Source organism: Actinomadura sp. CNU-125 (assembly GCF_001942465.1).
Classification (GTDB): Bacteria; Actinomycetota; Actinomycetes; order Streptosporangiales; family Streptosporangiaceae; genus Spirillospora.
Genome location: NZ_MKJY01000571.1, coordinates 1 through 21,571, shown reverse-complemented (window position 1 = coordinate 21,571; position 21,571 = coordinate 1). Strand labels below are relative to the sequence as shown.

Genomic DNA, 21,571 nt, shown 5'->3' with positions numbered 1-21,571 from the left:
TCACGCTATCTCCGGAGGCCCCGAACGCGAGTCTCCGACATGGCGAATCCGGTCGCCCGTACTGGCCGCGACGGCGAACGCCACCCACAGTTCGGCGCGGACGGCCGGATCGTCCGGATCGCGCCCGAGGAGTTCGGCGGCTTTGCGCATCCGCGTCCGCAATGTGTGCCGATGGACGCCCAGCGCGCGCGCCGCCGTCTCGCCCTGCCCGTTGGCCTGGACGTACGCGCGCACCGACTCGTCCAGACCTTCGGCGCGCAACGGGGCGAGCAGTGCGTCCGCGAAAGCGCGCGCGGGCCCGGGATCCAGCACGCTCAGCACGCCCTGACCCGGCAGGTCGGAGTGGCGCAGGACCGGCACGTCCGCGCGGACGGCCGCCGCCAGCGCCTCCTCGGCCTGCCGCAGCGCCGGAGCCAGCTCGCCCGGCCCGGGCGGGACGCCGTCCCCACCGGCCGGGCGCCGACGCCGACCGGCCCGACGCCCGCCAGCAGTCCCGCGACGGTCGCGGCGAGGCCGTCCGGCACGATGACCGCGACGCGCCCCTCGGACGGCAGCGGCAGGCACCGCTCGCCCGCCGGATCGGACTCCAGCGCGTCCAGCACCGCCGTCCCCTTCGCGGGACCCGCGCACGCCAGCACCCGCACCGGCCCGCGCGGCACCGCCGGGTTCTCGGCGGGCCGCCCCAGCAGCACCGCCGCGAGCGCCGCCCGCAGGTCCGCGGCCGTGCGCGGCGTCTCCGACTGCAACGTGAGCAGCGCGACCGCCGCCGCGACGATCGTGTGCGCGACCGGCGGCAGCGGCTCGCCCGTCCCGACGGCGAGGAACCCGCGCGGCCGCCCGCCGAGCCCGATCCGCTGCACCACGATGTGCTCGCCCGGCAGCGACAGCGCCAGGCTCGCCGGTGCCCCCTCGGACGCCGTGTTCTTCGCGGGGGACGGGCGGCGGCGCAGCCGCGCCAGCTCGGGGGCCAGCGCCGGCGCGTGCTCGCGGCGCGCGCGGGCTCGGCGTGCCGCACGTCCCGGCTCGTCGAGCAGCAGCGCCCAGCCGCCGAGCAGCCGCGCGAGCCGCGCGACGAGCCGTCCGGGCCCGGCGAGCGCGGCGCGGGTCAGCTCCCGCTGCGCCTGGAACGCGCGGGTGACGTCCTCGTACCATTCGGCGGCCAGCATCCGGGAGACGGCCTTGCCTACCGCGATGAACGGGACCGGGCGCGGCACCTCCAGCACCGCCAGCCCCTGCGCGCGCGCCGCGGCGAGCAGCCCGTCCGGGATCCGCGCGTGGATGACGCCGACCCCGAAGCCGAGCCCGGCGACGCCGCCCCCCACCAGCCGCGCGACGTAGTCCGCCGCGTTCTCCGGCGTCAGCCGCATGCCCGTGGTGAGCACCAGCTCACCGCCCTCCAGGAACGGGGTGGGGTCCTCCAGCTCGCTGACCGCGACCCACAGGACGGGCGTGTCCGGCGGCGGGCCGGTCCGGGGCGCGAGCCCGAGCTGCGGGATCGCGGCCACGGCGGCCAGGCTCGGCGGCATCGCGCCCCCCTGCGGCTCTCGGATCGGTCAATGTGCGGAATGTCCAACCGGGACGGCCCGATTCGCCGCCCCGTACGTTCATCGTAGGCGCGGCGGCCGCCTATGGTCGGCCCGTGAGCAGGCAGGACCCCCGTGGACCGGAGTGCTCGGGCCGCCTCCGGGCCGAACGGTGAAGGCCGCCGACCCCGGCTTGGGCGGGTCGGCGGCCTTCGCTCGTCCGGGGCGGGGGCGCCGTCAGCCGCCGCTCCGCTCCGCGGACCATTCGCGGACGTCGGGGCGCGCGAGCAGCCGGCCGGGCACGAGCAGCGCGAGCCCGGCGAGCGCCATCGGGCCGAACACCTCGATCGCGCCGCGCATGCCGTCGCTTCCGACGTCCATCACGCCGCCGAGCTGCATCGCGCCGAACAGGACGGCCGCGCCCAGCAGGACCCCGCCGAGGGACGTGCAGGCCGTGATCAGGAAGCCGATCGCCGTCGGGCCGCCGGCCCAGACGCGGACCAGCCACGCCCCGATGGCCAGCACCCACACCACCGCGATCGCCGCGCCGCCGAGGTCTCCGGTCTGCATCGCGCCGTACACCATGCCGACGAGCCAGGCCACCGCGAGGAACGGCACGCTCACCGCGACCTTCAGCGGACGGCCGCGCCCCGCGTGCACCGGGCGTCCCTCGGGCCGGTAGACGGGCAGGGCGAACGAGCTCAGCGCGCCGTCGATCGGCTCGATGAACTTCCGCTTGCGGCCCAGCGGCAGCCGGTAGACGTCCCCTCGCCCGTCCGGGGACGGGACGGACCAGCGCTCCATCTGCGGGTGCTGGTCCCCGAAGGACGCGTCCGCCGGGTGCAGTTCGAGCGCCATCATCGGGACCGGCCCCTTCGGCCTGCCGACCAGCTGCGGGAACGAGAACGTGATCCGCTCCAGCTCCTCCCACCGGACCGTCCACGGTGCACCGCGCGGGTCGATCCGGTGCAGCCCCGCGGCGTCGAACACCAGCCTGCGCGGCCGGATCACCCACCACCACAGCAGCGCGGGGAAGAGCCCGAGCAGGGCCATCGCGATCCCGAAGAGGATCGAGACCGCGCGCGAGTCCGCGCCGCCTTCCATGTCGCCGACGAGCGAGTAGAAGACGGTGTAGAAGCCGAGGACGAAGAACACCGCGCCCGTCGTGAAGAGGAAGCGGGTGCGGAGGCTGCCGATACGGACGGACACCGCGTCGGGGGAGGGGCTCGCATCGGGAGGGCTCGCATCGCCGGGCATGCACCCAGACGATAGATCAACGGTTCCGGCCGGTACACCCTTCGATCAACGGCCCTGCGCACGGGCCTCTGACCACTTGCGGACATCCTCCCGGCCGAGCAGCCGCCCCGCCGCGAACACCGCCGCGCCGGGCAGCAGGAGGAGCAGCAGCACCCAGTCCTCGCTCGGGTCGGGCGGGTGCCCGCCGCTGTACCCGGCCGCCGCGATGAGGAGGACGCCGAAGAAGAGGACGGCGCCGAGAACCGGCGCGAACCTGGCCATCTGCCCGGTGGCCAGCGGGCCGCCCAGCCAGATGCGCGCGAGCCAGACCGTGAAGGCCGCCGTCCAGAGGGCCGCCATCGCGACGGTCCGTCCGTCGGTTCCGTCCCCCAGAACGGCGGCCGACACGGCGGCGAGCCAGCAGAGCCCGAGCAGCGCCACGCTCGCCGTGACCGCGCGGGGACGGTGCGGGCCGGCGACTGGGCGGAGCCGCGAGCGGTACAGGCCGGACGCGAAGGAGGTCAGGCCCTCGTCGATCGGCCCGACGACCCGCCGGGCATGGCCGAACGGCAGCCGGTAGACGACGCCCGGCCCGGCCCTGCGGGCCAGGTGCTCCATCTCCGGGTGGGCGTCCCGGAAGCCCGGGCTCGCCGGCGTCAGCACGAGATGTACCGAAGGCGACACCCTCGGCGCGCCGGTGTCCGGTTCCGGGGCGACGATCTCGACCCCGGACAGCTCCGTCCACCGCACCGCCCAGGGACGGCCGCGCGGGTCGTCCCAGCGCAGCCCGTCCGCGTCGAGGACCAGACGCCGCGGCCGGAACGCGATCCGCCACATCAGCAGCGGCAGGACGCCGATCAGCGTGAAGACCGTGCCGAGCACGAACGCCGCGACGCGGGCGCCCGTGCCGCCCGTGACGTCCCCGGTGATCGCGGCGGCGATCGCGACCACGCCGAAGAACCCGGCGACCGCCGCCCCGACGACGATCTGGCGGGTCTGGGCGTTCGCGACGTCGACGGACACCGGTTTCCCGGGGGTGGGTGCATTTGCGGACATCGGAGATCAAACTAGACGGGTTCGCCCGGGCCGTCGACCGTCCGGCCCTACCGGGGATCGAGCGACGAACCGTACAGGTCGGCGAGGATGTCGTAGGACTTCAGCCGGTCCGCCTGCTCGAACACCTGCGTGACGACCATGACCTCGTCCACGCCCGTCTGCTCGACGAGCTCGTCCAGGCGCCGCTTCACCGTCTCCGGGCCGCCGATCACCTGGTCCTTCAGCCGCGACTGGACGATCTGCCGCTCGATCGGCGTGTACGGGTAGGCGGCCGTCTCCGCCGGGCTCGGCAGCGGCCCCGGCTTCCCCTGCCGCAGCAGCAGGAACGACAGCGCCTGCGGCGCCGCCAGCTCGCCCGCGCGCTCGTCCGACTCGGCCGCCGTGACGCCGACCCCGATCATCGAGTACGGCTCCTGGAGCGCGCCGGGGCGGAACGACTCCCGGTAGAGGGCGAGCGCGGGCAGGGTGTTCTCGGCGCTGAAGTGGTGCGCGAACGCGAACGGCAGGCCCAGCAGGCCCGCGAGCTTGGCGCTGTAGCCGCTGGAACCCAGCAGCCAGATCGGCGGCTCGTTGCCCGCCGCGGGCGTCACCTTGCTCTTCTCGTCGAAGTATTCGCGCAGCTCGACGACCTGTTCCGGGAAGTCGTCCACCGACAGGGAGTCGGGGGAGCGGCGCAGAGCGCGCGCGGTCGCCGCGTCGGTTCCGGGGGCGCGGCCGAGGCCGAGGTCGATGCGTCCGGGGAAGAGGGCTTCGAGCGTCCCGAACTGCTCGGCCACCACCATCGGGGCGTGGTTCGGCAGCATGATGCCGCCCGAGCCGACGCGCATCGCCGACGTCGCCGCCGCGACCTGCCCGATCAGCACGGCCGTCGCGGCGCTGGCGATGCCGGGCATCGCGTGGTGCTCGGCGAGCCAGTACCGGTGGAAGCCGAGCCGGTCGGCGTGCCGGGCCAGGTCGAGGGTGTCGCGCAGCGCCTCGGCGGAGGTGGAGCCGCTGACGACGGGGGCCAGATCGAGAACAGACAAACGGACGGTCATGAACAGTGACAACCCGTCGGGGGCCCGACGTCTTCCCGGTCAGGCCGTGCCGATCAAGCCGTGCCGATCAAGCCATGGTGATCGCGAAGACCGCGGCGGCCACCGCGGCGACGACCACCGGCACGATGACGCTGAGCCAAGACCAGTTGACGAGCGTGCGCGCGCGCTTGGGGTCGTTCGGGAACTGCTCTTCGGCGCGGGCGTACAGGAGGGCGGCGACCACGAGGAGAGGGAAGAAGGCGAACATCGTCAGGACGCCGAGGATGAAGGCGATCGTCTGACCGAGGGGGGTGTAGGCGCCGTCGGGGCCGATACCGAACGCCGGGCGGGGAACTGCTTCGTTCATGACGCGCGTCCCATCACTAGAAAGCGATTCGGGAAAGCGTACGTCCAGAACGTGAGACGGGGAAGGGGCCGGACTCGTCGCGAGCCCGGCCCCTGACGCCGTTTCCGTCAGCGCAGATCCAGTCCGATCAGGACCGGATCGTGGTCGGACGAGCGGAACGCGTCCGGCTTGTAGAACTCCGCCGGGTTGAACTCGGTGTTGTAGTCGAGGAAGCGCGGCTCGTCGCTGTTGATGTGCCAGATCGTCGCGCCCGTGACGCGCCGCGACAGCGCCGGGCCCGCGAGCATGTGGTCCAGCTCCCCGGACAGGCCCATGTACACGTAGCTGTAGCGGTCCTCGTCGTCGACGAACCGGGGCGTCTGCCCGACCAGGCCCGCGTCTTCGAGCACCTCGACCGGGTCCTCGGACGTGTAGGCGTTCAGGTCGCCGAGCACCAGCGGGTTCGCCGCGCCCTTCGCCATCCGCGCGATCGCCGTCGCCTGCTTCACCCGGCGGTCGTTGTAGCAGCCCTGCCCGTCGCCCTGGTCCGCGTCCGGCCCGGACGCGCCGCCGCAGCCCTTCGACTTGAAGTGGTTGACGATCGCGGTGAACGACTCCCCGCCGCCCGCCGCCGGGCGGAACGCCTGCGCGAGCGGCGGACGGTCGAACACCTCGTCCCGCGCCGAGCGCGGCGCGCCGACCGGCGTCACCGCGGTCCGGTCGTAGACGAACGCGACCTTGATCTCGTCGGTGCCCGGGTACGGGTGTTCGACCCGGGCGTACCGGTCGGCGCCGACCGCCTCGTTCAGCGCGTCCACCAGGACCCGCAACGCGGTGCCGCCGTCGTTCTCGACCTCCATGAGCCCGACGACGTCGGCGTCCAGGCCCTTCAGCGCCGCGACGAGCTTGGCGAGCTGCCGGTCGCGTTCGGCGGCCGTGTCGGCGCCGCGCCGGTCGAGCGTGGTGAACCAGTTGAGGGTGTTGAAGCTCGCGACGCGCACGTCGCCGCCCACCGGTTCCGGCGCGTCCGGGCGCGGGTTCGCGCGCTCGAAGTGCGGGGTCCGCGTCGGCTGGAGCCGGTACGAGTCGAACCCGTACGACAGGACGCCCGTCAGCCCCTCGGTCACGTCGCCGAGCCGCACGACGCGTCCGTCCGAGGTGTAGGGGATCGTGTCCGGGTTCTGGACGTTCGACGCGTCGTCGACGAGCAGCCGCCGGGCCTCGTTCGCGGCCCGCGCGGAGTCGTCGTGGCCGTCGGTCGGCTGGAACAGCCGCCCGCCCGCCGCCACCGTGATCTCCCCGTACCGGCCGAGGTCGTAGGTCTCGCTCGCGGCCATCTCGCCGCGCAGGCGCAGCAGCACGCCCTCGAACCGTTCGAGCGTCGCGCCGTCCTCCAGCGGCAGCCGCACGTTGTCCGGGGCGATCGCGCGGCCCGTCCCGCAGACGTCCACCGCCGACACCGGCGACAGCTCGGTCAGGCCGTGGTACTCGACGGCCTCGCCGGTGACGAGCACCCGGTCGCGGACGTCCACGTCCCGCGTCGAGTACACGAAGATCCCGTCGGAGGTGCGCGGGTCGTCGTCGGGCGTCGGATCCTGGACGAAGAACCCGCGGAGCTGATCGGACCGCTGGTAGTCGGCGGTGACGATCCCCTCCACGCGGACGATGCGGCCCGCGACCGGCGACGCGCCGCCGGTGCCCTGCACCTCGGCGATCTCGGTGTCGGCCGGGACGGCGCAGGCCGCGGGGGCCTCCGCGGCCCGCACGGCACCGGTGCCGAGACCGCCGCCGAGACCGGCGGTCACGGCGGCGGCGGCGAGGACCGCCGCCGTGCGTGCTGCTGCTGATGGGCGCATGAGCGCGAGCGTAAGGCGGGCCCGCCGCCCACCGGAGACCGGTTCGTTAACACTCCACCAACTTGTAATGGAATGCCGTGATTGGTGGGTCGGATGGGGCGAAACACCGACAGGTCCACAGCCGATACCTGGCCGAGACCCCCGCCGAGCCCCCCAGCGAGAGGAACGCCGTGGCCGAACCGCCGCCCGCCGGATCGTCCCCCGGAACGCGGTACGCCCGGCCCCGCGACATCGCCGCCGCCGCGATCGTCCTGCTCCTGCTCGCCGCCGCGCTCCTGATCGTCCTCGTGCAGACGTGGCCGCCCGCCCCGGCCACCGCCCCGGACGGCGGGACGCGGCCGCCGCCGCCCGCCGCGACCGTCCACCTGTTCGGCTGGTCGCCCCGCGTGTCCCGGGAGACGAGCCTGTTCGTCGTCGTCCTGACCGCCGGGGCGCTCGGCGCGATCGTCCACTCCTTCCGCTCCCTGTACTGGTACGTCGGGAACCGGGCCCTGCGCCGCAGCTGGCTGCTGATGTACCTGGTGCTGCCCCTGGTCGGCGGGCTGCTCGGGCTCGTCGTCTACCTGGTGCTGCGCGGCGGCCTCACCTCGCCGACCGGCGCCGCGGGCGACGTCAACCCCTACGGGGTCACCGCGATCGCCGCGCTCGTCGGGCTGTTCTCCCAGGAGACCGCCGAGAAGCTGCGCGGCGTCTTCGCGGCCCTGCTGACGCCCGCCCCGACGGGCCGCGACCAGGCCCTCGCCCCCGCGATCACGTCGGTGGAACCCGCGTCCGCGCCGCCCGGCGCGTCCGTCACCGTCCACGGGACGGGCCTCGCCGCGGCCACCGCTGTCCGGTTCGGCGCCGCCGAGGCCCCGGTCTCCGACGTCACGGACACGCTCGTGCGCACGACCGTCCCGCCCGGCGCGTCCGGGCCGCTGACGATCCTGACCCCTGGCGGGCCCGCCACAGTCCCCTTTACCGTGGAGTGACGATTCACTTACCGTTCGGCCAGTGGTCGTGCCAGGCGTCGTACGCCGCGCCCGGCAGCACCCGCGGCAGCGCCGACGTGCGCAGCCGCCCCAGCTCGCCGCCCGTCCCGGCCGAACCGAACTGCATCTCGGTCGCGTACGCCGTCCGCGCCAGGCTCGCCGGGCCCGCGACCAGGCACGTGTAGCGGGGGCCCGGCAGCTCGTCGTCCGGGATCGCGGCGCCGACCGCGAGGCTGTTGGCCACCGTCACCCAGGTGCCCAGCCCGATCACCTGCCGCTCCGCGCCCTGCTGCTCCCACCGGAACTGCAGGATCGGCTTGGAGAAGATCGGGACCAGCAGATGCGAGATGCCGCCGGCCAGCAGCTCGCGCTCCCACCCGATCGACCGGCTGAGGTCCTCGCAGATCAGCACCGCGAGGCGGCCGAGCGACGAGTCGAGCACGCTGACCTTCGTCCCCGGGCGCACGTCCTCGACGGCCCTTCCGTCCGCGGGCGCGTCCGGCAGCCGCCACAGCCGCATCTGCTCCGCGTCCAGGGTGAAACCGGACAGCTTGTCCTGGACGAGCAGTTCCCGCCCCGTCCACCGGTCGATCAGCACCGCGCGGTTCGGCCGCGGGTCCTCTTCGCCCAGCGGACCCGTCCCGACCAGCAGGAACCGCAGCGGATGCCGCTCCCGGTCGCGGCCGGCGGTGTCGAACGCGACCTCCTTCCAGTGCTCCAGCAGCGTGTCCGACAGCGACGACTCCGGCATCACCGCGAGCCGCGCGCCCGACTCGTCCAGCCGCCGGATGATCGTCTTGATCCGGCTGCGGATCCCGGCCGTGTCCATCGGGCGGAGCCGGTACACGGGCGTGCCGTGCCGCTCCCCGAACGTGAGCTCCACGTCGTCGAACGTCTCCAGCACCGGAGCGCAGCCCACGGCGACCGGCTCGTCCCGGCTGAAGTGCGGGTCGTGCACCGCGGGCAGGACTGAATGGTCGATCCGGTCCCACTCGGCCTTCGAGACCCGGTGCACGCCGAAGAACTCCGCCTTCGTGCGCAGCCCGGCCGGCCGGGCGGGGAACGCGCACCGGGGGAGCAGCGCGCCCTCCGTCTCCGGCCCGTTGAACTTCCCCTCGGTCAGGTAGTTGACGAGCGTCCCGACCAGCGCGGGCGCGTCGTAGTACGGCGAGTACGGGCTCGCGTGCGCGAGCGCGACGTCGAGGCCGAGCAGCAGCGCGAACCGGCCGCGGTCCCCCTGCTCGCGGACGATCCGGTCCGTCTCGTCCGGGGCGAACTCGCCCTGCTCGATGACGGCCTCCGCGACCGCGTCCGCCGCGGCCCGCACCTCGGGATCGTCGTACCAGCCGGTGGCCGTCCAGTCCTGGAAGACGTCGTCGGACATCGAGTCATAGAGCCGGACGAAGAGATCAGCTGGTGCGGCCGGGTAGGCGGGAGCCCCCAACTGATCCTGCATAAGCACCCTCCGGGGGATTTCAACGAGTGACGACCTGTGGCGGTAACTCGATGCTAACCGGAGGAACACCACCGTTCCGTGGCATCGGATACACTCATCACTTGACAATCACTTGGCACCGGCGCACTCTTGAGGGGTACGGCCACTTCATCGACCCAGGAGCAGCCGTGAACACAAGGGCAGAGCCGACCTCCCCGCCGACCGGGCGCCCCCGCGACCGCCGTACCGAGGCCCGGCGTCTCATCGAGACGATGGAGCACGCCAAGGTCATCGGCGACGGGCACTTCAGCGCGCTCGGCATGCTGATCACCGACGCGTCGCTGACCGCCGACGAGCCCGCGCTCGTCGAGGTCCAGGACGGCCTGCAGTGGCTGCACCGGCACTATCTCGACGTCGACGCCCTGGACGGCGCGCAGCGCGAGCAGCGCGGCCGCATCCTCGGGCTGATCGACGTCGTGCACTGGGCGCTGCGCCGCCTCCCGTCCGGCCTGCAGCTCGCCCTGCAGCCCGACGGCCACGCGGCCCGCTTCCTCGTCGCCGTCTGCCGCCGCCGCGGCATGTCGAACCAGCAGCTCGCCACCGAACTCGGCACCGACGAGACCGAGATCAGCCGCGTCGGCCGCAAGCTGCTGTCCGCCGGCGTCGTGTGGCGCCGCAAGGAGTGGCGCCGCAACTCGTGGGAGATCACCCCGCGCGGACGCGAGTACCTCGACGTCCGGGCTGCTCCCCGAGGAGACCGACGAACCCCGCGCCGAGCCGCCGCGCGTCGAACGTCCCGTCGTCCGGCGTCCGACCCCGACCTGCACGAGCGCCGCCGCGAGCCCGGCCCCGACCACCCCGGCGTCGAGGTGCCCGCGGCGTCGAGCACCCCGGCCCGTCCCGCGACCGGCCGCGCCGCGGCTGATCAGCGCCGCCGCGCCGCCGGCAGCATCAGCAGGATCAGCACGGCGGTCGCGGCGAACGCGGCCGAGTACCCCATCCGGTCGGCGCGACCCGACGCGCGCCGCGACCCCCATCCCCCCGTCGAACCCGATGTTCCAGATGGCGCTCACCGTCCCGTAGCCCGACAGCGGCACCTTCTCGTACATCATCGCCAGGCTCGCGTTCTGCGCGACGCCGAACCCGGCCCCGAACAGCACCATCGCGGCGAACACCGCGAACGGGTCCGGTACGAGGACCAGCAGCGCGATCCCCGCCCCCGCCAGCGCGATCGCCGGGAGCAGCAGCCGTCCGGCCCCGTGCCGGTCCCCGGCCCGTCCGGCCCACCACCGGGCGAACGTCGCCGTGCCCGCCTGCACGAACAGCGCGGCCGCCGCGAACCCGGTCACCGCGGGCAGGAACGTGACCAGCACCCCGGACGCCATCGACGTCGCGGCGAACGCGAGGGCGGGCAGCACCAGCACCGCCGAGCGCAGCCCCGCCCCGATGCCGAACGCGGGCCCGTCCGTCCCGTCCCGTCCGGCCCGCCGCGGCAACCCGGGCAGGACGGCCAGTGCCGCGAGCGACAGCACCGACCCCGCGACGAACACCGGCGCGTACCCGGCCCGCTCCGCGAGCCACACCCCGAGCGGCAGCGCGAGGACCGACGGCGCGCCCGTCATGATCCCGTACAGCCCGAGGCCCTCGCCCCGCCGCTCCGGCGGGACGAGCGCCGCCGCCATCGCGCCCGTCACCACCACCGCGACCGCGAAGCCGAGCCCCCGCACCAGACTCACCCCGATGATCATCGGCATGCCGTCCGACACGGTCAGCGCGACCGGCGGCAGCCCGAGCAGCACGAGGCCCACGGCGAGCACCGCCCGATGCCCGAACCGCGTGATCAGCCGCGGCAGCCCCAGCTCGGCGAGCACCGTCGTCAGCATCAGCGTGCCGGTGACCAACCCCGCCCCGACCTCGCCCGCCCCGCCGTCCCGCGCGTACATCGGCACGACCGACATCAGCAGGAAGAACCCGGTCAACGACGACAGGGTGGCCGCGAACACGAGCCCCAGATGCCGCCCGACCAGCCGCGGCCGTACGTCGGAAGGAGTCTCGGAGTGTCGGAGGGGTGACTTGTTGGCGGAGTGCGTGTTCACGAGTTTCCATGGATGGTTGGAGGTGTCTATATGTCACGAGTGTCGGGTGCCGTGACAGAGCGCGGCCTTCAGACCCGGCCTCCAAGGTAGACGGCGATCGGTGCTTCGCGGCATTTCGATTGCACGTTCGAGATCTATCACTTAAAGTGGCGACCATGTCACGTTCCGCTGTTGGTTGTGGGGTGGCCGCCGAGACACCACCGGCCACGGCACGCCCGGACGCGACGGGCGGGTTCGTCCCGGCGGGCCGGGCGGGGGCGAGGTACGGGCGCTCGCGCCGCCGTACGTGGCGGCGGGCCCGTCAGGCGTGGCGATCCGTACCCGTCTCAAGGGCCTCACTCCCGAGGACGAGACGGTGCTGCGGGCGGTCGGCGCGCACCTGGGATCCCTGGCGTCCCGGGACCTCAAAACCCGCTGCGTGGACGGCCTGAAACACGATGCCGGGCGGTGGGCGGCGCGCAAGCGGGACTTGACGGTCGAGTCGTCGGCGCGGTGGGCCGGATCGATCACCAAGGCGTCGCATGATCAGTGGGCGTTGGCCCGCCGGTGTCAGCAGGCGTATGTGGAGAGTCTCGAGGCGGGGGTGCGGACGCTTGAACGGCGGCTGGCGCTGCCGCTCGGCGCGAAGGGTGCTCGGGGGGAGCCGGGCGGGTACCGGTCGAGGCGAGAGTGGTTCGCCAAGTCGCGTCGGCTGGGTGTGTTGAAGGACCGGCTGGCGGCGGTGCGGGCCGATCGGGACGCCGGGACGGTGCACGTGGTGCGAGGTGGCCGACGGTTGCTGAACCGGCGTCATCACCTGGAGGAGGCCGGGCTCACGTCGGAGGAGTGGCAGGCACGGTGGGAGGCCGGACGCCGGTTCCTGCAGGCTGACGGGGAATCGGGCAAGAGGCTGGGCAACGAGACCATCCGCGTGACTCCCGAGGGTGAGGTGTCGATCCGGGTGCCCTCCCCGCTGGCGGCTCTGGCGAACGCGGCGCACGGACGGTACGTCCTGTCCGCCCGTGCCGCGTTCGCGCACCGCGGGCAGGAGTGGGCCGACCGGGTGGAAGCGGACCGGGCGGTGGCCTACCGCATCCACCAGGACCCCGACCGGGGCCGCTGGTACCTCACCGCGTCCTGGCAGCGTCGCCCCGTCCCCGCACTCCCCCTGGAAGCCACCCGTGCACGCGGGATCATCGGAGTCGACACCAACGCCGACCACTTCGCCGCCTGGCATCTGGACGCCTCCGGCAACCCCGTCGGCGACCCGAAACGTTTCGGCTACGACCTGACCGGTTCATCGTCTCACCGGGACGCTCAAGTTCGACACGCCGTCACCCGGCTGCTGCGCTGGGCCGCGTCCTGCGGCGTCGCCGCGATCGCGATCGAGGACCTGGACTTCGCAAGCGAGAAGACGCGAGAGAAACACGGGCGCCGCAAAAGGTTCCGGCAGCTGATCTCCGGCTTCCCCACCGGAAGGCTCAAGGCTCGGCTGAGCTCGATGGCCGCCGAACACGGGCTGGCGATCGTGGCCGTCGACCCGGCATATACGTCACGCTGGGGCGCCGAGCATTGGCGTAAGCCGATGTGCACTCCGGCCCGTAAGGTTTCCCGGCACGATGCGGCGAGCATCGCGGTCGGGCGACGCGCCCTGGGGCACCCGATCCGGCGACGGACGGCACCGCCCCCTGCCCACCGGAGCGATGAGCAGGGGCATCGGACCGTCCAGACCGAACCGGGCACCCCGGGACGTGAGGGACCCCGCCGACCTGGGTCGGAACGTGCACACGATGCACGCTCCCGGACGGGACCAAGAACGCGGGCGACCAGCGCATCCAACACCGTTCGGGACGCGCGCAGAACCAGGAGATGGGTCCAAGACCCACTTCTGAACACTGTTTAGGAACGGTTTCGCTCATTACACCCCTGCGAGGTCATCGGAGCGGCTCCCGGTGCCCCGATCGCGGTATACCGTCACCGTGGTGGCGCGCTGATGCCGGTTAGCCGGAGATGGACGGGCGGCCGTTTTCCAGGTGCCCCATCAGCCGCCGCCGGAAGGCTTCGTCACCGGCGGCCCGGACCTCGACGTCGTACCAGCCGTGTTCGGTGGGCCAGTCGACGGTCGCCCGTCCGCCCGCCGGTACGGTCACCTCGCGCGTCCCGGCACCGTAGGCGAGCGCGGTGAGGACGAACGCGCGCGGTTCGGCGGCCGGGTTCCGCACGGTGATCGCGAGCCGCCGCGCGCCCGCCGCGGCCCGCGACGTCACGTCCGCGTCCGCCGCCGGTCCGGACGCCGAGCCCGCGAACTCCCGCCGGAAGCCGTTCGGGCCCGTCAGGGTGAGGCGGTAGCGCCCGTCCTTCAGCGGCACCCGCTCGACGAGCCGTCCCGCCACGTCGAAGTGGCGCGGCGTGCCGAACTCCCCGGCGTACGGGTAGAGCGCGAGGTGCGAGGCGCGGCGGCCCCGCTCGGTCATCGTGACGGCGAGCCCGTCGCCGGTCAGCCGCGCCGACGCCTCGGTGCGGTAGGGGAGCGGACGGGCCGGACGGGTCCCGGGTTCGACGGACGGGTCCTGCTGGACGATCGGCGGCAGCGCGGGCCACCGCCAGTGGAACTTCGGCGGCGCGGCCGGTTCGGGCACCGGCCGGGGGCGGGCGGTGCGGCGGAAGTCGAACGCCGAGGTGAGGTCGCCCGCGACCGTCCGGCGCCAGGCGCCGATGTTGGGTTCGCGGACGCCCAGCCAGCGTTCCAGGAACCGGATGGTGGAGGTGTGGTCGAACACCTCCGAGCAGACGTACCCGCCGGCCGTCCACGGGGACACGACCACCATCGGGACCCGGAAGCCCAGCCCGATCGGCTTGCCGTCGACGTGCTCGGCGGCGGCGTCGGCGGGCGGCAGCGGCGGCGGGACGTGGTCGAAGTAGCCGTCGTTCTCGTCGAAGAGCAGGAAGAGCGCGGTGGACTCCCACACGCGCGGGTTCGAGGCGATGGCGTCCAGCACCCGGTAGGTGATGCCGGCGCCCTGGATCGGGCTGCCCGAACTCGGGTGCTCGGACTCGGCGGCGGACGTGACGATGTAGGAGACGTCGGCAAGCCGGTCGGCGGCGGCGTCGGCCGCGAACGCGTCGGCGAGCGTGCCGCCGTCGGCGCGGCGCAGCCCGCGCTCGAACAGGTCGCGGTCGGGCGCCGGGAGGGCCGCGACGCCCGCGTCCAGGGCGTCCAGGAGCTTGGTGCGGGCGTCGCCCTCGGCGCGGGCGACCGCGCCGTAGAACTCGCTGAGGCTCCGGTACGGCCCGGCGGGCGCGAGCGCCGCGCGCATGATCCGCTTGAACCGGGTGAGGAATTCGAGCGGGTTGTCGGTGAAGTTGTCCCACTCCTGGTAGACCTTCCAGGTGCGGCCCGCCCGGGTCAGCCGCTCGACGTAGGACGTCAAATCGTAGCCGGGGTGGAACGCCTCGTTGTAGGCGTCGTTCTCGACCGCCCTGCGCCCGTCCGGCTCGTGGCCGATCGTGCCGGTCCAGTGGTAGGTCCGGTTCGGGTTGGTCGGCCCGAACACCGAGCAGTGGTAGGCGTCGCAGATCGTGAACGTGTCGGCGAGCTCGTACTGGAACGGCAGGTCCGTGCGGTCGTAGTGGACCATCGTGGGCATCAGCTTGGCCGGGATCCAGTTGTCGTGCCAGCCGTCGCCGCGCGCCTTCTGGCCGTCCTCCCAGCCGTGGCCGAGCCCGCCGATGTAGTTGACGTCGGTGAGCGGGCCGTGCCCGATCGCGTCGCGCGCCAGGAACGGTTTCACGCGCCGCAGGAAGCCGGGCTGCTCGAAGACGGAGTGGCCGCCGGGCAGTTCGATGGCGTTGCGGTCGCCGAAGCCGCGGACCCCGCGCAGGCAGCCGTAGTAGTGGTCGAAGCCGCGGTTCTCCTGCATCAGGAAGACCACGTGCTCGATCGCGTCGAGGCCGCCGGGCCGGATCGGCCGGGCGACGGCGGCGTGCGCCGAGGGCGGCAGCAGCGAGCCGCCGACGGCGCCCGCGGCGACACCGGCGCCGGACGCGAGGAACCTGCGGCGGGACGGGCCTGCGTTCGTCATGCCGAGAAGCGTGTGCCGCACGCGTAACGGGACGGCGGCGATCGCGCGTCCGGGCGGTAACGAACGTGAAAGGGATTCACGTGTGAGGGCGCGCCGCCGGAGCGCGGGGAGTGCCCTGCGTGCGGCGGGGAGCGCTCCCGGTTTGTTGAGTCGGTTGCTAAGAGCGGTCGCCGACCATGTGAGGAAACTTCATTTTCCTCGCGCGCCCCGTGGGACACAGTCGTCAGCATTCACTTTCCTGGCCCACCCCTGGAGTGAGGATGCGACTACGGACTCTGTTCACCACCGCGGTGCTGGGCGCCGCCGCGCTCGCCGTCCCCCGGCGCGGTCGCGGCGCCCGCGGCGGTGGCCGCGCCCGGCGGATGCACCGCGACCGACGAGGAGATCTACGCCGCGCCGCCGTCCGCCGTCCAAGGAGCCGCGGGCGATCTGCTGGCGTGCCGCGAGGCCGTGCTGACGAACGTTCCCGGCGACGTCCCGATGAAGGCGTGGAAGGTCCGGTACGTCTCCACGGACGCGAAGGGGAGCAAGAACGTCGTGACGGGGACGGTCGCGGTCCCCGAGGCGGCGTGGACGAAGGGCGGTTCGCGTCCGACGGTCGCGTTCAACCCCGGGACGCTGGGGTCCGGGCAGCAGTGCGCGTTCTCCAAGCAGCTCGCGGGCGAGTACGTCGACATGTACGAGGGCGGGAACCTCGCGCTGTTCCTGAAGGAGGGGCACGCGATCGCCGCGACGGACGGCGTCGGGTACCTCGACGGGCAGGTCCACACGTACATGGTCGGCGCGAACGCGGGACACGCGCTGCTCGACATCGTGCGGGCGTCGCGGCAGATCCCCGGCGGCGGGCTGACGGCCGACGGGAAGGTCGGCATCTCGGGGTACTCCGAGGGCGGGGCCGCGTCGCTGTGGGGCGCGCAGCTCGCGTCGTCCTACGCGCCCGAACTGGACGTCGTGGGGGCGGCGGCCGGCGGCGTCCCGGGGGATCTGAAGGTCACCGCGAAGGCGCTCAACGGGAGCCTGTTCGCCGGGTTCCTCGCCGACGCCCTGGTCGGGCTGAACGCGGCGTACCCGGAGATGCCGTTCACCGAGCTGATGAACGAGAACGGCGAGAAGGCGATCCAGAACGTCAAGGCGCACTGCCTGTACGGGACGCTCGCCGTGTTCCTCGGTGCGCGCGTCGAGAACTTCTCCACGGACGGCCTGTCGCTCGACCAGATCTACGGCCTGCGGGGTCCGGACGGGACGACGTGGGGCGAGATCGTCGACCGGCAGCGGCTCGGCGAGGGCATCGGCCCGGCCGGTTCGGGCGCGCGGCACGAGATCGGCTTCCCGGTGTTCCAGTACCGCGGATGGCTGGAGGAGATCATCCCGCACGAGACCGAGGACGCCACGCGGCAGCGCTACTGCGCCGCCGGGATCAACACGACCTGGAAGAACGACTATCCGACCGAGCATCTGTCGACCGACTGGGGCGCCGCCGGGGACGTGACGAACTTCCTGGACGACCGCTTCGAGGGCAAGCCCGCCGAGGGCAACTGCTGATCGTCCCGGAGGCCGGCGCCCGACGAGCGGCGGCCCGGCCTCCGGGGAGCCATCGACTTCGAGGAGTTCGCATGACAGCGGGTGTCGCCGAGGCCGGCAACCGAACCCCGCAGCCGGACATTTCCGGAACGGTCCCCTGGCCGGAGCGGATCGCGATCGCGGTGTTCGTGATCGGGCCGATCGCCGGGGTGCTGGGGGCGATCCCGTTCCTGTGGGGCTGGGGGATCGGCTGGACGGACGTCGCCGTCTTCGCCGTCCTGTACCCGTTGAACGCGATCGGTGTGACGGTCGGGTACCACCGGCACTTCACGCACGGCGGGTTCAAGGCCAAGCGGTGGCTGCGGATCGCGCTGGCGATCCTGGGCGGGCAGGCGATGCAGGGGTCGGTCGTCCGGTGGGTCGCCGACCATCGGCGCCACCACAAGTACGCCGACCAGGAGGGCGACCCCCACTCGCCGTGGTTGTACGGGCCCGGTGTCTGGGGCCTCACCAAGGGCCTTTACCACGCGCACATGGGCTGGTTGTTCAGCAAAGACCGTACGTCCCGCAGTAAGTACTGCCCCGATCTGCTGAAGGACAAGGACATCCGGTTCCTGTCCCTGGATCCCGTGTACGCGCTCATCTGCCTGTCGACGTTCGCGGTGCCGTTCGCGCTCGGCGGGCTGCTCACCTGGTCGTGGCACGGCGCGGTCACCGCGACGTTCTGGGCCGGGGTGCTGCGCGTGTTCGCCGGTGACCACATCACGTTCTCCATCAACTCCATCTGCCACGTGTTCGGCAGGACGGACTTCAAGACCCGCGACAAGGCCCGCAACGTGTGGTGGCTGGCGATCCCCTCGTTCGGCGAGTCGTGGCACAACCTGCACCACGCCGACCCGACCTGCGCCCGGCACGGCGTGCTGAAGGGCCAGCTCGACATCAGCGCCCGCGTGATCTGGCTCTTCGAGCGGCTCGGCTGGGTGTGGGACGTCCGCTGGCCCGACCACGACCGCCTCGCCTCCCGCCGCGTCGAAGGAGCCTCGACATGACCGACGTCCCCGCCCTGGACCGGACCCCGCTCATCGAGCGGCTCGCCCGGTTCGCCAAGGACTTCCCCGACGACCGCGCCTACACGTTCATGGACTACATGTCCGACCCGGACGGCGTCGCCACCCACCTCACCTGGGGCGAACTCGACCGGCGGGCGCGCGCGCTGGCCGCCGCCATCCGGCGGGCCGCCGAGCCTGGACGCCGCGTCGCTCTCCTCGCCCCGCAGGACCACCACTACGTCGCCGGGTTCCTCGGCGCGATGTACGCCCGGGTCGTCGGCGTGCCGCTGTTCTCGCCCGACCTGCCCGGCCACGGCGACCGGCTCCGCGCGGTCTACGACGACGCCGAACCGGACGTCGTCATCACCACGAGCGCCGCGCTCCCGGCCGTCCGGACGTTCCTGGACGGCGACGGCGTGCGCCCCGCCGAGGTCGTCGTGGCGGACGAGATCGACGCGTCGCCCGACTGGACGCCCGAGCCGATCGACCCCGACGACGTCGCGTACCTGCAGTACACGTCGGGGTCGACCCGCACCCCCGCCGGGGTGATCATCACGCACGGGAACTTCGCGACGAACGCCGAGCAGCTGTGGCGGACGTTCGAGGGCGTTCCGCGCGAGTCGTCCGGGGTGAACTGGCTGCCGGTGTTCCACGACATGGGCCTGGTGACGACGGTCGCGCTGCCGCTGGTGTACGGCAACCCGGGCGTCATCATGGACCCGGTCGCGTTCATCATGCGGCCCGTCCGCTGGCTGGAGCTGCTGAGCGGGCAGGACCACGCGTTCACCGGCGGCCCCAACTTCGCCTACGAGTACCTCACCGCGCAGGTCACCGAGGAGGAGAAGCGGAACCTCGACCTGAGCGGCGTGCAGGTGTTCATGAACGGCGCGGAGCCGATCCGGGAGAGCACCCTCACCGGCTTCTACGAGGCGTTCAAGGACTGCGGGCTGCGCAAGGAGGCGCAGGTGTGCGCGTACGGCCTCGCCGAGGCGACCGTGTACGTGTCGGCTTCGTCCCGGTTCCGTGAGCCGACGCGCGCCGCGTTCGACCACGAGGCGCTGCGCCGCGGCGTCGCCGAGCCGTGCGCGGCGGACGCCGAGGGCGCGATCCAGCTCCTCGCCTGCGGCACCTCCTACGGCCAGCACGTGGTGATCGCCGACCCCGAGACGGGCGTCCGGCAGCCGGACGGGACGGTCGGCGAGATCTGGGTGCACGGCCCGAACGTCGCCGCCGGCTACTGGGGACGGCCCGAGGCTACGAAGGAGACGTTCGAGGCCGAGCTGTCCGGGACGATCGGGGACGTGCCGCGCGGCCCGTGGCTGCGCACCGGCGACCTCGGCGTCCGGCACGGCGGCGAGCTGTTCGTCACCGGCCGCATCAAGGACCTCGTCATCGTCGACGGCCGCAACCACTACCCGCAGGACGTCGAGTACACGGTGTCGAACGCGCACGAGGCGATCCGCAGCGAGTACACGTGCGCGGTCGCGGTCGACACCGGCGACACCGAGGGGCTCGTCGTGATCGCCGAACGGAACCGGCGCGTCCCGATCGCGCTGCTGGCCGCGGACGAGGCGGCGCGGGCCGTCCGGGCGGCGGTGAAGAAGGAGCACGACCTGCGCGTGCACGACTTCGTCCTGATCGAGCCCGGCGGCCTGCTCCGCACCAGCAGCGGCAAGATCGCCCGCGCGGCGTGCCGGAAGGCGTACCTGGACGGGACGCTGCCGCGCACCGAGACCGGCACCGAGACCGGCACCGAGACCGGCACCGAGACCGGCACCGAGACCGGGTGACGGTTCACCCGCGCTCCCCGTCGATGCCCGCCAGCCAGACGGGGAGCAGCAGCATCAGTTCGAGGCGCAGCTCCGGGTCCTCGATGTCGAAGTCGAACATGTCGTGGAGCTGCGCCATCCGATAGCGGACGGTCTGCGGGTGCACCCGCAGCGCGTCGGCGGCGTCCGTCGCGTTGAACCCGTGCTTGAGGCATTCGAGGAGGGTGCGGGCGAGCCGGGCGCGCGGTGCGGTCCGGCGGCGGTAAGGGGCGCGAGCCGCCGCCGGGCCGCCGCCTCGGCGAGCGTCCGGCCCTCCTGCAGCAGCAGTTCGGACAGGTGCCGGTCGGCGTGCAGCAGCCCGCCGTCGCGCGCCTTCGGGCAGTCCGGGACGAGGTCGAGGGTCCGGTGCGCCCAGTGCAGCGACACCCCGGCCTGGTCGAGCGGCACCGACGGGCCCGCCGCGCCCGTCCAGCCGCGCAGCGGGGCGGTGAGCCGGTCGATGCCGCCGGGCCGGTCCGGGTCGGGGACCACGAGGCAGGTGCGGCCGTGGTCGAGCCCGGCGAGCAGCGACGCGGCAGCCCGCGCGGCCCCTCGCCGCCGCCGCCCGGCGGGACGTCCAGCACGATCACCGCGATCCGCTCGGGCAGCGGCCACCCGGCGAGCGCCGCCTGCTCGACGAGGACCTCGCGCGGGGCGGGCGGGTCCGACAGCAGCAGGCCCAGCAGCCGTCCCCGCCGCTGCTCGCGCTCCCCGGCCGCCTTCTCCCGGGCCCGCGCGTAGCCCTGCGCGGCGGCCGACGCCAGCAGGTCGAGGTAGGCGAAGTTCGCCTCGGTCAGCCGGATCGCCAGCTCGCGCGGCTTCTTCAGCCGGTCGGCCTCCCGCGCCAGGTACCGCCAGGCCGTCCGCGACGCGACGCGCAGCGAGTTCTGGAAGTGCTCCAGCCCGCGCCCCTCGACGGCCTCGCCGTAGCCGATGTCGAAGTAGAGCTGGTGCATCTCCTTCCACGACGCGTCGGGGTCGGCGATGAGCCGGATGAAGTGCTCCATCCCGCGCTGCGTCGTCTCGCGGACGACCTCCACGTAGACGGGGTCGTCGAGGCGGGCGTACTCGGGGACGTGCCGCAGGACGCCCTCGACCATGGCGTCGACGAGCGCGGGAAGGTGCGGGCGCATCCACGCCGCCTCCTCCCTGGGGACGTCGCGCCAGGGCTGGGCCGCCAGATCGTCGTTGCCCGCGGGCCTGTTTGCAAGCTCGGTCACAGTGCCACCTCCGTGCGCTCGAACCCGGGCCGCCAGGCTAGGCACAGTGTGTCACCGGCGACACTCACCGCGATGACAACACTTTCGGCGGCTTGCTCCTGCGGCGAGCGTTTTTCGCGACGCGGAAACACGAGCCTGGTCGATTTTGGGGGAATTGCACAGAAAGCACCGGCAAATCCTGTGTCGTTTGCCCGTCAAGATCGCGGGTACTGCCCCCGCCATGCAGGACGGCGGCTCGCGCGACGTGCGGCGGCGCATTCCCCGGACGGACGCCGTGCTCGCCGACCCGCGCCTCGCCGCCGCCGCGGCCCGCCTCGGCCGCCGCCCGGTCAAGGCCGCCGTCGCCGCCGCCCAGCACCGCCGCCGCACCGGCGAGA

15 protein-coding genes and 2 pseudogenes are annotated in these 21,571 nt (G+C 73.2%); 6 read left to right on the top strand and 11 right to left on the bottom strand.

Annotated features, from left to right (window positions below):
• The 7 genes from BJF79_RS64425 to BJF79_RS43830 form a co-directional block, all read right to left on the bottom strand.
• On the bottom strand, positions 1-321 hold the full coding sequence (locus BJF79_RS64425) for a helix-turn-helix domain-containing protein (protein ID WP_262403466.1): 321 nt from the start codon (positions 319-321) through the stop codon (positions 1-3).
• Positions 315-1,526, bottom strand: a complete 1,212-nt coding sequence (locus tag BJF79_RS43855) for a PucR family transcriptional regulator ligand-binding domain-containing protein (RefSeq protein WP_075906440.1) — start codon at positions 1,524-1,526, stop codon at positions 315-317. Before BJF79_RS43855 ends, BJF79_RS64425 begins: the two co-directional genes overlap by 7 nt.
• 234 nt (positions 1,527-1,760) lie before the next feature.
• Positions 1,761-2,732 carry a hypothetical protein gene (locus tag BJF79_RS43850; RefSeq protein WP_075906438.1) on the bottom strand — a complete coding sequence of 324 codons (972 nt, stop codon included), beginning with the start codon at positions 2,730-2,732 and terminating at the stop codon, positions 1,761-1,763.
• A gap of 93 nt (positions 2,733-2,825) precedes the next feature.
• Positions 2,826-3,782: a hypothetical protein gene (locus BJF79_RS43845; protein ID WP_075906436.1), complete on the bottom strand. Its 957-nt coding sequence runs from the start codon at positions 3,780-3,782 to the stop codon at positions 2,826-2,828.
• Positions 3,783-3,862: 80 nt separating this feature from the next.
• Positions 3,863-4,852, bottom strand: a complete 990-nt coding sequence (locus BJF79_RS43840; protein ID WP_075906458.1) for an LLM class flavin-dependent oxidoreductase — start codon at positions 4,850-4,852, stop codon at positions 3,863-3,865.
• Positions 4,853-4,919: 67 nt separating this feature from the next.
• Positions 4,920-5,198 (bottom strand): hypothetical protein, encoded by a 279-nt coding sequence (locus tag BJF79_RS43835; RefSeq protein ID WP_075906434.1) that lies wholly within the window; start codon positions 5,196-5,198, stop codon positions 4,920-4,922.
• Between the two features lie 107 nt (positions 5,199-5,305).
• Positions 5,306-7,033, bottom strand: coding sequence for an ExeM/NucH family extracellular endonuclease (locus BJF79_RS43830; protein ID WP_083734682.1), 1,728 nt, complete (start codon positions 7,031-7,033; stop codon positions 5,306-5,308).
• Between the two features lie 170 nt (positions 7,034-7,203).
• Here BJF79_RS43830 and BJF79_RS43825 point away from each other — a divergent pair, with 170 nt between their 5' ends.
• Positions 7,204-8,004 (top strand): IPT/TIG domain-containing protein, encoded by an 801-nt coding sequence (locus tag BJF79_RS43825; protein WP_075906430.1) that lies wholly within the window; start codon positions 7,204-7,206, stop codon positions 8,002-8,004.
• 4 nt (positions 8,005-8,008) lie between these two features.
• Here BJF79_RS43825 and BJF79_RS43820 read toward each other — a convergent pair whose 3' ends face one another.
• Entirely contained in the window at positions 8,009-9,460 is a 1,452-nt protein-coding gene (locus BJF79_RS43820) for a carbon-nitrogen hydrolase family protein (protein ID WP_143220908.1), read from the bottom strand.
• 53 nt (positions 9,461-9,513) lie between these two features.
• The gene (locus BJF79_RS64420) at positions 9,514-11,535 is read right to left on the bottom strand and encodes an MFS transporter (protein ID WP_262403465.1); all 2,022 of its coding nucleotides are present in this window, start codon (positions 11,533-11,535) and stop codon (positions 9,514-9,516) included.
• Between the two features lie 307 nt (positions 11,536-11,842).
• Between BJF79_RS64420 and BJF79_RS43810 the strand changes: the two genes are divergently transcribed.
• On the top strand, positions 11,843-13,417 hold the full coding sequence (locus BJF79_RS43810) for a transposase (RefSeq protein ID WP_262403464.1): 1,575 nt from the start codon (positions 11,843-11,845) through the stop codon (positions 13,415-13,417).
• 97 nt (positions 13,418-13,514) lie between these two features.
• Here the strand turns inward: BJF79_RS43810 and BJF79_RS43805 are convergent, their stop codons facing one another.
• Positions 13,515-15,596 carry a phosphocholine-specific phospholipase C gene (locus BJF79_RS43805; RefSeq protein WP_075906456.1) on the bottom strand — a complete coding sequence of 694 codons (2,082 nt, stop codon included), beginning with the start codon at positions 15,594-15,596 and terminating at the stop codon, positions 13,515-13,517.
• Between the two features lie 345 nt (positions 15,597-15,941).
• On the opposite strand from BJF79_RS43805, the gene BJF79_RS43800 reads away from it, so the two are divergent.
• The 3 genes from BJF79_RS43800 (at position 15,942) to BJF79_RS43790 (ending at position 19,956) form a co-directional block, all read left to right on the top strand.
• Positions 15,942-17,138: a lipase family protein gene (locus tag BJF79_RS43800; RefSeq protein WP_262403463.1), complete on the top strand. Its 1,197-nt coding sequence runs from the start codon at positions 15,942-15,944 to the stop codon at positions 17,136-17,138.
• A gap of 71 nt (positions 17,139-17,209) precedes the next feature.
• Entirely contained in the window at positions 17,210-18,166 is a 957-nt protein-coding gene (locus BJF79_RS43795) for an acyl-CoA desaturase (protein WP_075906424.1), read from the top strand.
• Entirely contained in the window at positions 18,163-19,956 is a 1,794-nt protein-coding gene (locus BJF79_RS43790) for a fatty acyl-AMP ligase (RefSeq protein ID WP_075906422.1), read from the top strand. Before BJF79_RS43795 ends, BJF79_RS43790 begins: the two co-directional genes overlap by 4 nt.
• Positions 19,957-20,059: 103 nt before the next feature.
• Here BJF79_RS43790 and BJF79_RS64415 read toward each other — a convergent pair.
• Positions 20,060-20,317: pseudogene (locus tag BJF79_RS64415) on the bottom strand (helix-turn-helix domain-containing protein); the annotation flags it as partial.
• Positions 20,318-21,381: 1,064 nt separating this feature from the next.
• Here BJF79_RS64415 and BJF79_RS43780 point away from each other — a divergent pair.
• Positions 21,382-21,571: pseudogene (locus BJF79_RS43780) on the top strand (hypothetical protein); the annotation flags it as partial.